Origin of the sequence: Streptomyces sp. NPDC000404 (genome assembly GCF_040300365.1) — a bacterium.
Taxonomy (GTDB): domain Bacteria; phylum Actinomycetota; class Actinomycetes; order Streptomycetales; family Streptomycetaceae; genus Streptomyces; species Streptomyces ramulosus.
The window spans coordinates 392,888-406,814 of the sequence record NZ_JBEPDN010000004.1; the positions used below are offsets into that span (position 1 = coordinate 392,888).

Below are 13,927 nucleotides of genomic sequence, written 5' to 3' on the forward strand. Positions count from 1 at the left end.
ACGGGCCCCGGCGGCGGCCCGGGCACCGGAGCGGGCGGCGGCCCGCCGGGCTCCGGGGCGGGGCCGTCCGGGTCCGGCTGCGGGCCGCCCGGATCGGGCGGGAGCGGGTCCGGGCCCCCGGGGTCGGGCGGGGTGACCGGACCGGTCGCGGCGGGGCCGTACCGCCCGCGGGCCGGATCGCCGGCCGCCACCCGGCCGCCGCGCGCCCGGGGACGGTGCGGGATCGGTTGCGGCTGCACGGCGTGCCTTTCGGAGGTGGACTGCTGCGTGCGCGGATCCCCCCGTATCCGAGTCTGGCCCGTTCCCGGCCCCCGCGCACGCCCGGCCGGGAACGGGCCCCGGCGGCCGGGCGGGCCCGCCCGGCCGCCGCGTCCGCCTGCTACGGCTACGGCTGCGGGTCGCGGGCGTCGTAGCGGGCGAAGGCGCGGCGGCCCAGGCCGAGGGCGGTGACGGTCAGGACGCAGGCGAGGCCGCCGCCGATGACGGCGACCGCCGGGGAGGTCAGATCGGCGGCCGAACCGGCGAGGAAGTCGCCCAGGCGCGGGCCGCCCGCGACGACCACGATGAAGACGCCCTGGAGGCGGCCGCGCATCCGGTCCGGCGTCGCGGCCTGCAGCATGGTGGAGCGGAAGACCATCGAGATGGTGTCCGCGCAGCCCGCGACGGCCAGGAAGAACAGGCCGAGCCAGAGGTTGCGGGCCAGGCCGAAGCAGGCGACGGCCGCGCCCCAGGCGGCGACGGCCAGCAAGATCGCCAGGCCGTGGCGGCGGATGCCGCCGAGCCAGCCGGAGAACAGCCCGCCGAGGACGGCGCCAACGGCGGGCGCGGCGACCAGCAGCCCCACCGTCTTCGCATCGCCGGCGAACCACAGCACCGCGACGGCCGGGAAGAGCGCGCGCGGCTGGGCCAGCACCATCGCGGCGAGGTCGGAGAAGAACGTCATCCGCAGGTTGGGGCGGGTGGCGAGGAACCGCAGCCCGTCCAGGACGGAGGCGCGGCGGCGCGGTGTGCCCTCGCCGTCGTCCTCCTCGGGCCGCATCGAGGGCAGCCGCCACATCGCGTACAGGGAGGCGCCGAAGGCGACGACATCGATCAGGTACGCGGCCTGATAGCCCCAGAGCCCGACGATGACACCGCCCAGCATCGGGCCGCCCATCAGGCCGAGATTGCTGGTCAGGGAGTTGAGCGCGTTGGCGGCGGGCAGCTGCTCGACGGGCAGCAGCCGCGGGATCATCGACGACCGCGCCGGGGAGTTCATCGCGAAGCACACGGCCTGAAGTGCGACGACGCCGTAGAGCAGCGCGACATGATGCTGGTCGGTGAGCGCCGCGGCGGCCAGCACGACGGACAGGACGGTGGCGCCGGACGCGCTGTAGAGGCCGAGTTTGCGGCGGTCGACGGTGTCGGCGATGGCGCCGCCGTAGAGACCGAAGACGACGAGCGGGACGAGGGAGCAGAGGCCGACCAGGCCGACCGCGAAGGTGGAGTGGGTGAGGTCGTAGACCTGGAGGGAGACCGCGAGGGCGGTCATCTGCTGGCCCATCCAGGAGATGGTGTTGCCGCACCACAGCCGCCGGTAGTCCGGTGAGGTGCGCAGCGGGGTGAGGTCGGCGAATATTCGTGAGCGCAGCGGTACGGGGTCCGTGGGGGATTTCGTTGCATCGGGCACGCGGAAGTAAAGCATGCCTGCCCTGCCGGGCGGCGGGTCGTTTTCGCGGCCCTCGCCCGGCGGCGTCAGGCGGGCGGCGCGCCCTCCTCGACGAGCCGGGCGATGTCGTCGAGCAGCGCCCGCAGACCCCGCTCGAAGAGCGCGTCGAGCCGCAGGTCGTAGCCGTCCGCACCCACCTCGCCCAGGAGCCGGGCGAGCGTCGGGTACGCGCCGGAGCCCAGCAGCGCGGACATCGCGGGCGCCTGGGTGTCCAGCCACTCCTCGTCCGTCAGCCCGGTCTGCCCGGCGGCGTGCGCCTCGCGTTCGGCGTGCACCGCCAGCCCCTGGATGTGGCTGTAGAGCAGGACGTTGAGGTCGAGGACGGTCGCGGCGTCCAGTCCGCGGCCGTCGAGGGCGGCGAGCATCCACTCGGAGTAGGCGAGCAGCCGCGGCAGCAGTTGGGGGCGGGTGAGCGGACCGGTCTGGGCGAGCCAGGGGTGTGCCCGGTGCACCCGCCACAGCGCGCGGGCGCCCTCCTCCAGCCGGGTCCGCCACGGCGCCGGGGTGCGCGGGTGATCCAGCTCGCCGAGGACGGTGTCGGTCATCAGCGCGACGAGTTCGTCCTTGCCCTGCACATGGCGGTAGGCCGCCATCGCGGAGACGCCGAGGCGGCCGGCGACGGCGCGCATGGAGAGGGCGGCGAGCCCTTCGGCGTCGGCGAGCGCGATGGCGGCGCGGACCAGGCGGTCGCGGCCCGGGTCCGCGGCGGGCACGGCGCCCGGGAGCGGCGCGGCCGCGGTGCGGCGGGGCCCGGGCCGCGCGGGCCGGGGCGCGACGACGGTGCCGGTGCGCCCGGTGGCGTGGATCAACCCCTCCTGGCGGAGGACGGCGAGCGCCTTGGTCGCGGTGGCGAGGGCGACGCCGCTCTCCCGGGCGAGGCGGCGGGTGGCCGGTACCCGGTCGCCGGGGGCCAGTTCGCCGTTCTCGATGCGGCGGCGCAGCGCGGCGGCGATCCGCAGGTACGGCGGGTCGGGGCGCTCGGCCACGTCCGGCTCCTTCCGGGGGCGGCGCCCCGCCCGGTGCGGACGCGCCGCCGCAAATTCTTCCGGAATTTCCGCCCGCCCGCCGCCCCTCTGTACCAGTACAGGGACCACCTGCGAGAACGACCGCACTCCTCCTCATGTACTAGTACACAAGGGCGAGTTGGGAGAACGAACATGCAGCTCAAAGGGGAGGCGAAGGCATCGCGCAAGCCGTACATTCCTGTTCTGGGTACGCCGCGGACCCGCCGCGTGCACCCGATGGAGGGGGAATTCCATGACGTCCGTACTGATCTCCGGAGCGAGTGTGGCCGGGCTCGCCGCGGCCCACTGGCTGCGCCGGGCCGGCTGCGCGGTGACCGTCGTCGAGCGCGCCCCGGCGCTGCGCCCGGGCGGCCAGGCGCTGGACGTCCGCGGGGTCGCGCTCGACGTGCTGGAGCGCGGCGGGCAGTTGGCCGAGGCGCGGGCCCTGCGGACCACGATGCGCGGGATGTCGCTGCTGAACGGCGCGGGCGCCGAGCAGTGGCGTTCGACCGAGGAGACCTGGAGCGGCGGGCGGCTGGACGGCCCGGACATCGAGATCTTCCGCGACGACCTCACGGAACTGCTGCACCGGCACGCCCGGGACGGCGTCGAGTACCTCTTCGACGACTCCGCGACCGCCCTGGAGGAGGACGCGGACGGGGTGCGGGTCGAATTCCTCAGCGGGCGGCGGCGGACGTTCGACCTGGTGGTGGGCGCGGACGGGCTGCACTCGGCGGTCCGGCGGCTGGCCTTCGGCCCGGAGGAGCGCTACGTCCACCATCAGGGCGCGTACGTCGCGGTCTTCCGCGCCCCCAACTTCCTCGATCTGGCGGACTGGCAGATCTGGCAGCAGGAGGGCGACGCGACGCTGTGCGTCTACCCGGCGCGCGGCAACGCAGAGCTGCGTGCCTTCCTCGGCTTCCGCTCCGGGCCGCTCGCCCTCGACCGGCACGACGCCGCCGCCCAGCAGGCGCTCCTGGCCGAGCGGTTGGGGGATCTGGGCGGCCCGGCGCCGCAGTTGCTGGCGGCGATGCGCGAGGCGCCGGACTTCTTCTTCGACGTGATGGCGCAGATCCGGATGGACTCCTGGTCGGCGGGGCGGGTGGTGCTGATCGGCGATGCGGCGCACTGCCCGTCCCCGCTGTCCGGACAGGGCAGCAGCCTGGCGCTGGCCGGGGCGTACGTCCTCGCCGACGAGGTGGGCCGGTCCGGCGGCGACCACCGCGCGGCGTTCGCCGGGTACGAGCGGCGGATGCGCCCGTTCGTCACGCTCAACCAGGCGCTGGTCAAGGAGATTTCGGACGGTCCGCCCCCGGAGGAGTCCATGGAGCGCGCCAAGAACGCGCTGGCGCTGGACGCCTGACGCCGGTGGGGTGACGGGCCCGGCAGGGGGGCGACGCGCGGCGGGTGTGACCGCCGCGGGCGCGCCCCTGCCGGGTAGCGTGCAGGGGCCGCCCGGGCGCCGCCGGGCGGTTGCCCGGCCGGCCCCTGACGGGGCCGGGCCGTCCCGCCCGGCCCGGGAGGAGCACGCCCCATGGACATCGGCATCGGACTGCCGGTACTGCGCCCGGACCCGGAGGTGTCGATCGCCGGCTGGGCCCGGCACGCCGAGTCGCGCGGCTTCACCACGCTCGGCGTCACCGACCGTCTGGTCTACGACCAGTACGAGCCGCTGACCGCACTGGCCGTCGCCGCCGGGGCCACCACCCGCATCCGGCTGACCACCAGCATCCTGCTGGCCCCGCTGCGCGCCAATCACGCGCTGTTCGCCAAGTCCGCCGCCACGCTCGACCGGCTCTCCTGCGGCCGCCTCGTGCTGGGCCTGGCACCCGGCGCCCGGGAGGACGACTACCGCGCGGGCGGGCTGCCCTTCCGGCGCCGCGGCAAGCTCTTCGACGCCCTGCTCGACCGGGCCACCGAGCAGTGGCGGAACCCGGACGGCATCGGGCCGCGCCCGGCCACGCCCGGCGGTCCCCCGCTGCTGCTGGGCGGCTTCACCGGGGCGGCGCTGCGGCGGATGGTCACCCACGGCCGCGGCTGGGTCGCCGGCGCCCAGGGCGTCGAGAACTTCCGCGCGCACCTGCCGGGCGTGCGGCGGGCGTGGCAGGAGGCGGGCCGGGCGGGCGCGCCGCGGCTGGTGGGCACGGTCCACTTCGCGCTGGGCCCAGGCGCGCAGCAGCGGCTGCACACCGGCCTGACGCGCTACTACACCTCGGGCACGTACACCCGTAAGAGCATCGAGGCCGGGCGGAGCACGCCGGAAGCGGTGGCCCGGGAGGTGGCCGCGTATGCCGAGGCGGGCTGCGACGAGCTGATCCTCTTCCCGCACGGCGGTGGCCCAGAACAGGTGGATCTGCTCGCCGACGCGATCGGGTGGTGACCGCCGGGCGGCGGACGACGGAGGTCCGCCGCCGCGGCGCGGCCGTGCCTCAGGGGCCGTCCCCCAGCCCGTAGAGCCGCCGTGCGTTGCCCGCCGCGATCAGCGCCGCGACGCGGGCGGCGTCCTCGTAGGACCAGGCGCCGTGGTGCGTCCAGTCGTCGAGGACGGTGCGCAGCGCGGTGCGGAAGACGGCGCTGCCGACGGTGTACAGCTCGGGCAGGCCGTAGGCGTCGGTGGAGAAGAGGAGCTTGCCGAACGGCGCCAGCTCCAGGAATTCGGCGAGCACGGCGGCGGCGTGGGCGCCGGTGTGGCCGAGGGTGAGGCCGACGTCGGCGTAGACGTGCGGGTACGCGGCCGCCAGGTAGGCGGCCTGGCGGTGGTACGGGTAGCAGTGCAGCAGGACGAGCGGGGTGCCGGTGTCGGCGGTGGCGCGGACGAAGTCGGTGAGCAGGGACGGATCGGCGTGGTGCAGCCGCAGGTCGGGGTCGCCGAAGCCGGTGTGGAGCTGGAGCGGCAGCCCGGTGGCGACGGCGAGTTCGATCAGATGGCGCAGCAGGAGCGGGTCGGTGAGCCGGTCCGGTCCGGCGGCGAGCCAGGCGCGGGCCGCCGCGTGCACCACGTCCCGGCCCGGCGGGTGGGCCGACAGGGCGAGGCCGTGGCGGTAGGCGGCGACGGTCTTGAAGGCGACGGCGTGCGCCGCGGCCTCGCGCACGGAACGGGCCAGCGCGTCGGTGAACTCCTCGGCGCTCGCCGCGTGTTGGGCGGCGCGTTCGGCGAGGGTCTCCAGGCGGACGACCTCGTGGCCGGTGCCGCCACCGGACTCGGCGGTCTCGGCGGGGCCGGTGAGCGGTCCGGGCAGTCCGGTGTCGACGAGGTAGGTGCCGATGCCCGCCGCGGTGAGCAGCAGGCGGCGGGCCTCGTCGGGGCCGATTTCGGCGCGGCGGGCGAGGTAGTCGGCGGGCGGGCAGTGCGGCGGCAGGCCGAGGACCGGCGGGCACCAGCGGCGGACGGCGAAGCCCGCCTGGGTGTCGAGGTAGCTGGTGCCCGGGGCGGCCGGCCGGTCGGACTCGGTGAGGAATCCCTCGAACTCGTCCGCCGCCGGGTGGTGGCGGATCACGCCGTGGCAGTGGTGGTCGACGAGCGGCGGCAGGCCGTCCGGCCGGGCGGCCGTCACCAGCGCCACCGGGTCTCGGCGGCGATCTCCTCGTCGCCCTCGCCCGCGAACCGCGCGGCCTCCGCACGCCGCACCGCGAGCACCGCGCCGTGCAGCACCTCGCCCATCGCCTCCCGCAGCGGCGCGGACTTCTCCAGCCGGTCGGCCGAGTCGGTGAGGGTGGTGGGGAGGCGGACGATGCCGCGGCGGCCGCGCTCGCGGACGCCGAGGACGCCCGGGTCGCCGCTGACCGGCTCGGGCAGCACGCTGCCGGTGGTCAGGCCGTGGAGTCCGGTGGCGAGGACCGCGCCGACGACGAGGTAGGGGTTGGCCGCGGCGTCGAAGGGCTTCAGCTCGGCGTGGCCGCCGTCCGGGTCGTCGGGCGCGCCGGTGATCAGCCGCAGCGCGGCCTCGCGGTTCTCCACGCCCCAGCACTGGAAGACGCCCGCCCAGTGCGAGGGCTGGAGCCGCAGATAGCTGGCGGGCGAGGGGCAGCCGAGGGCGAGGAGGGCGGGCAGCGCCTCCAGGACGCCGCCGAGGAAGGCCGCCGCGTCGGGCGCCAGCCCGTGGGCGGCGGTGGGGTCGCGGTGCAGGGAGCGGCCGTCGCGGTGGAGGCTGAGGTGGAGGTGGCAGCCGTTGCCGACCAGCCCGGCGACGACGGTGGGGGCGAAGGAGGCGCGCAGCCCGTGGCGGGCGGAGACGGCGCGGACGGTCTCGCGGACGAGGACGACGTCGTCAGCGGCGCGCACCGGGTCGGCGGCGGCGGTGGAGACCTCGAACTGGCCCGCCGCGTACTCCGGGTGGAGCTGGAGCACGTCGAGGCCCTGGACGGTGAGCGCCTCGGTGACGTCGCGGAGGTAGTCGGAGAGTTCGACGACGCGGGTCATGCCGTAGGCGGGCCCGGCGCACGGGAAGTCAAGCGGTGCGTCCGGGTCGGTGGCGGCCGGGGTGCCGGGCTCGGGCGCGCGGGTGACGACCCATTCGGTCTCGAAGCCCATCCGCAGCCCCAGGCCGTGCTCCGCGGCCCGTTCGGTCATCCGGCGGGCGAACTGCCGCTGGCAGGCGGGATGCGGGGCGCCCAGCTGGTCGTAGCGGTCGGCGGGGGCCCAGGCCCAGCCGGGCTGGGCGGCGAGCGGGGTGACGCGCTCCAGGTCGGGGAAGAGCCGCAGATCGCCGTCGGGGCCGCCGATGTGGGTGGATTCGGTGATGGCGTCGTCGGAGGTGAAGACGTCGAAGACGGGGGACATGCCGACGCCGCGGCGGGCGGCCTGCTCCAGGCGGTGCGCCGGGACGGCCTTGACGCGGGTGATGCCCGCGTTGTCGACCCAGGTCAAAGCGGTGTTGCGGACCCCTTCGGCGTCCAGCCGCGCCGCCAGTTGCCGGGCCTGTGCCGACTGTTGTGCCGACCGCGATTCCATGGTGCGTCCTTACCTCGCGCGTGCCGATCTCTCGGCGTCCGGTGTGCCCCAGGAAGCGTCCTCCCGCGGGGCGGGGGACGCGCCCCGGCCGTGGCGGCCGTCGGGCCCTGGCTCAAGGGCAGTTGAACTCGCACCATACGCACTTGCCGCCGCCCCGCGGTTCCACTCCCCAGACATCGGCCAGCCGGTCCACGAGGAGCAGACCTCGTCCGGAGACCCCGGCCTCGCCCGGTTCGCGGCGCCGGGGAAGGTTGCTGGACTCGTCCTCGACCTCCAGCCGGAGCCGGCGTTCGGCGCTGTGCGGCATCTCGACGGTGACGGCGGCGGAGCCGTCGGTGTGCAGCAGGGCGTTGGTGATCAGCTCGTCGGCGACGAGTTCGATCTCCTCGGCGCGGTCGCCGGCGCCCCAGGCGCGGACGGCGGAGCGGATCATGTGGCGGGCGGCGCTCAGACCCTCCGGGTCGGCCGGGGCGATCTCCCGCCGGACGCGGCCCGCGATGTCCTGGTGCGGGTCGCCGAGGCGGCGCAGCAGCAGGAAGGCCATGTCGTCCTCGCCGGGGTCGCGGTCGTACAGGTCGCAGAGGCGGTCGGCGAGGCGCTGGACGTCCTGCGGGCCGCGGCGCACCTCGGTGGCCAACTCGCGGATGCCGTCGTCGAGATCGATGCCCGGCGTCTCGACGAGGCCGTCGGTGCAGAGCAGCAGCGTGTCACCCGGAGCGAGCTGCACCGTGGTGACCGGGTAATCCAGACGGGTGAACTCCGCGGAGATGCCGAGGGGCAGGCCCCCGGCGACGGGCAGCGGCCGGCAGAGTCCTTCGGCGTGCCGCAGCAGCGGGTCGATGTGCCCGGCGCGGACGAAGCGGGCGGAGCCGGTGCTCAGGTCCGCGTCGACGTAGACGCAGGTGGCGAAGCGGTCGGTGTCCAGTTCCTTGAGGAAGGCGGAGGCGCGGGCCATGACGGTGGCGGGGGCGTGGCCCTCGGCGGCGTAGGCGCGCAGCACGATACGGAGCTGGCCCATGAGGGCGGCGGCCTGGGTGTCGTGGCCCTGGACGTCGCCGACGACGGCGGCGACCCGGCCGTGCGGCAGCGGGATGACGTCGTACCAGTCGCCGCCGATGTCGCGGCCGAGGCGGGCCGAGCGGTAGCGGACGGCGATCTGGGCGCCGGGGACGCCGGGGATGCGGCGCGGCAGCATCGCCTGCTGGAGTCCGGCGGCGAGGTCGTGCTCCTGGTCGTGGAGCATGGCGCGGGCCAGGCTCTGGGCGATGCTGGTGCCGAGGGCGACCAGCAGGGCGCGTTCCTGCTCGCCGAAGTCCGACTCCCGTTTGAAGAAGATGCCGATGACGCCGATCGGGCGGCCCTGGGCGATCAGCGGGAGGTAGGCGGCGGAGCCCACGTCGAGGGGTTCGATCGCGGGCCAGATGCGCGGGTAGCAGGCGATGAACTCGGCGCGGCTGCCGACGAAGCGCGGGGTGAGGGTGCGCACCACCTCGCTCATGGGGAACTCGTCGCCGATCCGGGTGAGCCCCAGCTCCGGGACGAAGCTGCCCGCCTTGCCCTCGGAGATCAGCCGGATGCGGCCGGATTCGACCAGCCCGAGGATGACGTTCTCGGCGCGCAGCCGACTCAGCCCCTGGTCGCCGGCGAGGACGGCGATGACGTCCTGGACGGTGCGGGCGTGGGCGAGGGCGGCGGTGGTGCGCTGGACGACGTCGGTGTGGCGGCGGCGTTCCTCGTCGACGGCGATCCGCTCGGTGGCGTGGCGGTACTCCTCCTCGGCGTCGCGGACCACGCCGATGACGCGGCGGGGCCGGCCGGTGTCGTCGCGGCGGATGCTGGCCTGGCTGTGGGTCCAGTGGAGCGAGCCGTCGCGGTGGCGGACGCGGTAGTAGGCGCCGTAGGAGTCGCTGCCGTCCTTGAGGGCGCGGGAGACGAGGGCGTCGAGGCGGGCGGCCTCGCCGGGCGGGATGCGGTCGGCGAGGGTGGCGGGCCGGTTGTCGTACGCCTGCGGGGGCATGTCGAAGAGCCGCAGCGCGGGCGGGTCCATGTGCAGCAGCCCCCGGTCGAGGTCCCAGTCGAATCCGCCCATGCGGTTGAGGGCAAGGGTGAGATCCGGGTGGGCGGGCCAGTCGTCCGGCACCGACACGGTGGGCCGCTTCGCTCCCCGGTCAGCCATGCGGCCACTGTCCCATACACCCCGGTATCAGGGCCTTTCGATCGCCTCCCTCGTCTCACTCGCAGCACGACTGACTTTCGCATCAGTCAGTGCGCGCAACACAGATAATTCCCTGCTCAGAGCAGGTTTAGATGAGGATTTCGACGCTCATCGTTGCGATGGTCTCAACGTGACTGCTACGGTCCCGGACCATGACGGACGACCCCGCAGCCCGGGTGCCGGATGACGCCGGGGCGCTCACGGAACGCGTCCGGCAGGCGATCGACGGGCTGGGATGCAGCCGCCGCGAGGTCGCCCGCCGGATCGTGATGGACCCCTCGAAGCTCTCCCGGTCGCTGAGCGGCAGCCGCCGCTTCACCGTCGCCGAGATCGTCCGCATCGCCGGCATCACCGGCGTCGACGCCGGTCGCCTCCTCGGCCCGGCGCAGCGCCCCGCGCCGCCGCCCGCGGCCGCTCCGGTGGCGGTGCCCGAGGGCGGCCGGCCGCTCCAGATCGTCCGCGAGACCGTCCGGCTCATCGCCGAGCACGGCTTCCACGGCGTACGGGTCGCCGACATCGCGGCGGCCTGCGGCACCAGCACCGCGGCCGTGCACTACCACTTCCCCGGCCGCGACGAACTGCTGGAGGCCGCGGTGCGCTGGTGCATGGACGAGGACACCGCGCGGCGCGCCGCGGGCCTCGCCGCGGCGGCCGACGCCCGCGCCGAGCTGCTGCACCTGATCGCCCTCCAGACGCCCCGCACCGACCAGCAGCGCCGCCAGTGGCTGGTCTGGCTGGACCTGTGGGCGCAGGCCGCCCGCTCCACCGCGATCGGCCGCCTCCACGAGCACTACTACCGGCAGTGGCGCACCACCGTCGCCGACGTGCTGCGCCGCGGCATCGCCCAGGGCGTCTTCCGCGACCTGGACCCGGAGTTCACCGCGCTGCGGCTGACCGCGCTGATCGACGGTCTGGCCACCCAGGTGCTGGCCACCGCGCCGGACAGCACCGGCCCCGACACCATGCACGACGCCCTGCTCGCCTTCGTGGCGAGCGAGGTCACCGCGGACTGAGTCCGTAAGCCCTCTCCCGGCCGCCGCCGTCCGGCGCCGGCCCTCCCCTGTCCCCCTCCGAAGGGAATCCCGTGAACAACGAGGTCATCATCACCTGTGCGCTGACCGGCGCGGGCGACACCGTCGGCCGCTCCCCGCACGTCCCGGTGACGCCGGAGCAGATCGCCGCCTCCGCCGTCGAGGCGGCCGCGGCGGGCGCCGCCGTCGTCCACATCCACGTCCGCGACCCCGAGACCGGCGCGCCCTCGCGTGACCCGAAGCTGTACGCGGAGACCGTCGCGCGGATCAAGGACACCGGCACCGACGTCGTCATCAACCTCACCGCCGGCATGGGCGGCGACCTCGTGCTCGACGCCGACCAGCCGCTGGAGAAGGGCGCGCTGCCCGGCACCGACCTGGTCGGCGGCCTGGAGCGGCTGCCGCACGTCGAGGACCTGCTCCCCGACATCTGCACCCTGGACTGCGGTTCGCTCAACTTCGGCGACGACCTGTACATCTCCACCCCCGAGATGCTGCGCAAGGGCGCGAAGCGCATCCAGGAGCTGGGCGTGCGGCCGGAGCTGGAGATCTTCGACACCGGTCAGCTGTGGTTCGCCAAGCAGCTGCTGGCCGAGGGGCTGCTCGACGACCCGACCGTCTTCCAGCTGTGCATGGGCGTCCCGTGGGGCGCGCCCGCCGACCCCGGTGTGCTCCAGTCGATGGTGAACATGCTGCCCGAGGGCGCGCAGTGGGCCAGCTTCGCGCTGGGCCGGATGCAGATGCCGTGGGTGGCGCAGTCGATCCTGCTCGGCGGCAACGTCCGGGTCGGCCTGGAGGACAACCTCTACCTCAGCAAGGGCGTGAAGGCCACCAACGGCCAGCTCGTCGAACGCGCCGTGCAGATCACCGAGTTGCTGGGCGCCACCGTCGCCACGCCCGACCAGGCCCGCGCCCGCCTCGGCCTCAAGCCGCGCGGCTGACCGTCCCCCTCCCTCCCCTCCCGGCACACCTGGAGTCCCCATGACGAACACCCCTCCCGCCCCCTGCGCCCCCGAGGACGTCCGCCGCGTCGCCTGCATCGGCGCGGGTGTCATCGGCGGCGGCTGGGTCGCCCACTTCCTCGCCCGCGGCTACGACGTGACCGCCTGGGACCCGGCGCCCGACGCCGAGGAGAAGCTGCGGCGCCTGGTCGCCGCCGCCTGGCCCGCGCTGGAGCAGCTGGGCCTCGCCGAGGGCGCCTCGCAGGACCGGCTGACGGTCACCGCGACGCTCGCCGAGGCCGTCGCCGACGCACAGTTCGTCCAGGAGAGCGCGCCCGAGAAGCTGGAGCTGAAGCGCTCCCTCCTCGCCGAGCTGGACGCCGCCACCCCGCCCGGCGTGGTCATCGCCTCGTCGACCTCCGGCTACCCGATGACCGACATGCAGACCGAGGCCACCGACCCGGGCCGCCTCGTCGTCGGCCACCCGTTCAACCCGCCGTACCTGATCCCGCTGGTCGAGGTCGTCGGCGGCGAGAGCACCGCCGCGGACGCCGTCGCCTGGTCGTCGCGCTTCTACGACGTGGCCGGCAAGTCCGTCATCACGATGGACCGCGAGCTGCCCGGCTTCATCGCCAACCGCCTCCAGGAGGCGCTGTGGCGCGAGGCGCTGCACATGGTCGCCAACGGCGAGGCGACGGTGAAGGACATCGACGACTCGATCACCGAGGGCCCGGGCCTGCGCTGGGCGTTCATGGGTCCCTGCCTGACCTTCGCGCTGGCCGGCGGCGAGGGCGGCATGGGCCACATGCTCGACCACTTCGGCCCGTCGCTGAAGTCGCCGTGGACCCGCCTGGAGGCCCCCGAGCTGGACCGGAAGCTGCGCGACGCGATGGTCGACGGCTGCGAGGAGGCCGCCGGCGAGCGGACGTACGCGGATCTCGTCGCCGAGCGCGACCAGGGCGTCATCGACGTGCTGCGCGCCACCGGCCGCCTGGGAGGCACCGCCCGATGACGGACCCGCTCCCCCTCTTCCGGCAGACCGTCCGGGACGAGTGGATCGACTACAACGGCCACCTCAGCGAGGCGTACTACGTCCTGGTCTTCGGCTTCGCCACGGACGCGCTGATGGAGCGGACCGGGCTGGACGACGCCTACCGGAAGCGGTCGGGCTGCTCGCTCTACACCGTCGAGGCGCATGTGCGCTACCTCGACGAGGTGGCGCGCGGCAGTGAGCTGACCGTGCGCACCTCGGTGCTGGGCGCCGACGCGAAGAAGGTGCGGTTCGCGCACGAGATGTTCGTGGGCGAACCGGGCGACGCCCCGGTGGCGACGGAGGAGCTGTTCGCGCTCCACGTCGACCAGGGCACGGGCCGCTCCGCGCCGCTGCCCGAGGCGACGCACCACCGGCTCAGCGGCCTGGTGGTGCCCGCACCCGCCTGGGCGGGACGCGGCATCCGCGAGATCTGACGCTCCGCCGCCGGGGCCCTCGGAGGACATCCTCCGAGGGCCCCGGCGTCCGCGTTCCGGCCTCCGGCGCACGCGCCCCCGAAGCGCCTGTGCGCCGGAACGAGGGGGCGTCGTGCGGGGGCGGAGGCGCCGGTTCGGTGGCAGCCTGGAGGAACCGGGCAAGGGCGCGCCGCACACCCGCGCAGCCTGCTCAACTCCGCTTCACCAGGGGGAACTTCATGCCACATCCGACTCTGGCGTGCGCCGCCCTCGGCGTACTGGCCCTCTCGGCGCTACCGGGCACCGCCACCGCGACCCCGCCCCCGAGGACGGCGGCGACCTCCGCCAGACCCGCTCCCGACTGCTCACGCTGGCACGACAACGCCGGTCCGGGAGGCGCCTTCCGGTACCACGTCAACTGCGACGGCTACTCGGTCTACGTACAGGCGAAGGTGGTCTGCGCGGACGGCACCTCGGTGAAGAGCGCCTGGCGGTACGGGTACGCCAAGGCCGAATGCCCCTACGGCGTCCGCAGCGCCGGCTGGACGGGGTGGGGCTACCGCTGGAAGTAGCGCCGCGGGCAGCAGGAACCAGTCAGCGCCGGGCCCGGCGTCCGCATCGCCGCCGGTCA

Annotated in this window: 12 protein-coding genes; 7 read left to right on the plus strand and 5 right to left on the minus strand. The window is 74.9% G+C overall.

Translation table 11 applies throughout. The features are described 5' to 3' along the window. Positions 1-385 precede the first annotated feature (385 nt). Complete coding sequence (locus ABT345_RS09805) at positions 386-1,684, minus strand: MFS transporter (RefSeq protein ID WP_386458943.1); 1,299 nt, start codon at positions 1,682-1,684, stop codon at positions 386-388. Positions 1,685-1,734: 50 nt separating this feature from the next. Continuing rightward, positions 1,735-2,694: a GntR family transcriptional regulator gene (locus ABT345_RS09810; RefSeq protein WP_345087962.1), complete on the minus strand. Its 960-nt coding sequence runs from the start codon at positions 2,692-2,694 to the stop codon at positions 1,735-1,737. 271 nt (positions 2,695-2,965) lie between these two features. Here ABT345_RS09810 and ABT345_RS09815 point away from each other — a divergent pair, with 271 nt between their 5' ends. Both ABT345_RS09815 and ABT345_RS09820 read left to right on the plus strand, forming a co-directional pair. Beyond that, positions 2,966-4,075 carry an FAD-dependent monooxygenase gene (locus tag ABT345_RS09815; protein WP_345087964.1) on the plus strand — a complete coding sequence of 370 codons (1,110 nt, stop codon included), beginning with the start codon at positions 2,966-2,968 and terminating at the stop codon, positions 4,073-4,075. A 171-nt stretch (positions 4,076-4,246) separates the two neighbouring features. Then, entirely contained in the window at positions 4,247-5,092 is an 846-nt protein-coding gene (locus ABT345_RS09820; RefSeq protein WP_345087966.1) for an LLM class flavin-dependent oxidoreductase, read from the plus strand. Between the two features lie 49 nt (positions 5,093-5,141). On the opposite strand, the gene ABT345_RS09825 is transcribed toward ABT345_RS09820, so the two are convergent. The 3 genes from ABT345_RS09825 to ABT345_RS09835 form a co-directional block, all read right to left on the minus strand. Then, complete coding sequence (locus ABT345_RS09825) at positions 5,142-6,266, minus strand: amidohydrolase family protein (protein ID WP_386459001.1); 1,125 nt, start codon at positions 6,264-6,266, stop codon at positions 5,142-5,144. Continuing rightward, positions 6,263-7,663: a type I glutamate--ammonia ligase gene (locus tag ABT345_RS09830; RefSeq protein ID WP_345087970.1), complete on the minus strand. Its 1,401-nt coding sequence runs from the start codon at positions 7,661-7,663 to the stop codon at positions 6,263-6,265. Before ABT345_RS09830 ends, ABT345_RS09825 begins: the two co-directional genes overlap by 4 nt. Positions 7,664-7,775: 112 nt before the next feature. Next, positions 7,776-9,839 (minus strand): SpoIIE family protein phosphatase, encoded by a 2,064-nt coding sequence (locus ABT345_RS09835; protein ID WP_345087972.1) that lies wholly within the window; start codon positions 9,837-9,839, stop codon positions 7,776-7,778. A gap of 191 nt (positions 9,840-10,030) precedes the next feature. Here ABT345_RS09835 and ABT345_RS09840 point away from each other — a divergent pair, with 191 nt between their 5' ends. The 5 genes from ABT345_RS09840 to ABT345_RS09860 all read left to right on the plus strand — a co-directional run bounded on the left by ABT345_RS09840 (position 10,031) and on the right by ABT345_RS09860 (position 13,868). Next, entirely contained in the window at positions 10,031-10,891 is an 861-nt protein-coding gene (locus ABT345_RS09840; RefSeq protein ID WP_345087974.1) for a TetR/AcrR family transcriptional regulator, read from the plus strand. A gap of 71 nt (positions 10,892-10,962) precedes the next feature. Continuing rightward, the gene (locus ABT345_RS09845; RefSeq protein ID WP_345087976.1) at positions 10,963-11,850 is read left to right on the plus strand and encodes a beta-keto acid cleavage family enzyme; all 888 of its coding nucleotides are present in this window, start codon (positions 10,963-10,965) and stop codon (positions 11,848-11,850) included. Positions 11,851-11,890: 40 nt separating this feature from the next. Beyond that, on the plus strand, positions 11,891-12,862 hold the full coding sequence (locus ABT345_RS09850; RefSeq protein ID WP_345087978.1) for a 3-hydroxyacyl-CoA dehydrogenase NAD-binding domain-containing protein: 972 nt from the start codon (positions 11,891-11,893) through the stop codon (positions 12,860-12,862). Beyond that, positions 12,859-13,317 carry a thioesterase family protein gene (locus ABT345_RS09855; RefSeq protein ID WP_345087980.1) on the plus strand — a complete coding sequence of 153 codons (459 nt, stop codon included), beginning with the start codon at positions 12,859-12,861 and terminating at the stop codon, positions 13,315-13,317. The genes ABT345_RS09850 and ABT345_RS09855 overlap by 4 nt, the downstream gene beginning before the upstream one ends. Before the next feature lie 218 nt (positions 13,318-13,535). Next, positions 13,536-13,868 (plus strand): hypothetical protein, encoded by a 333-nt coding sequence (locus tag ABT345_RS09860; RefSeq protein WP_345087982.1) that lies wholly within the window; start codon positions 13,536-13,538, stop codon positions 13,866-13,868. Positions 13,869-13,927: the final 59 nt, after the last annotated feature.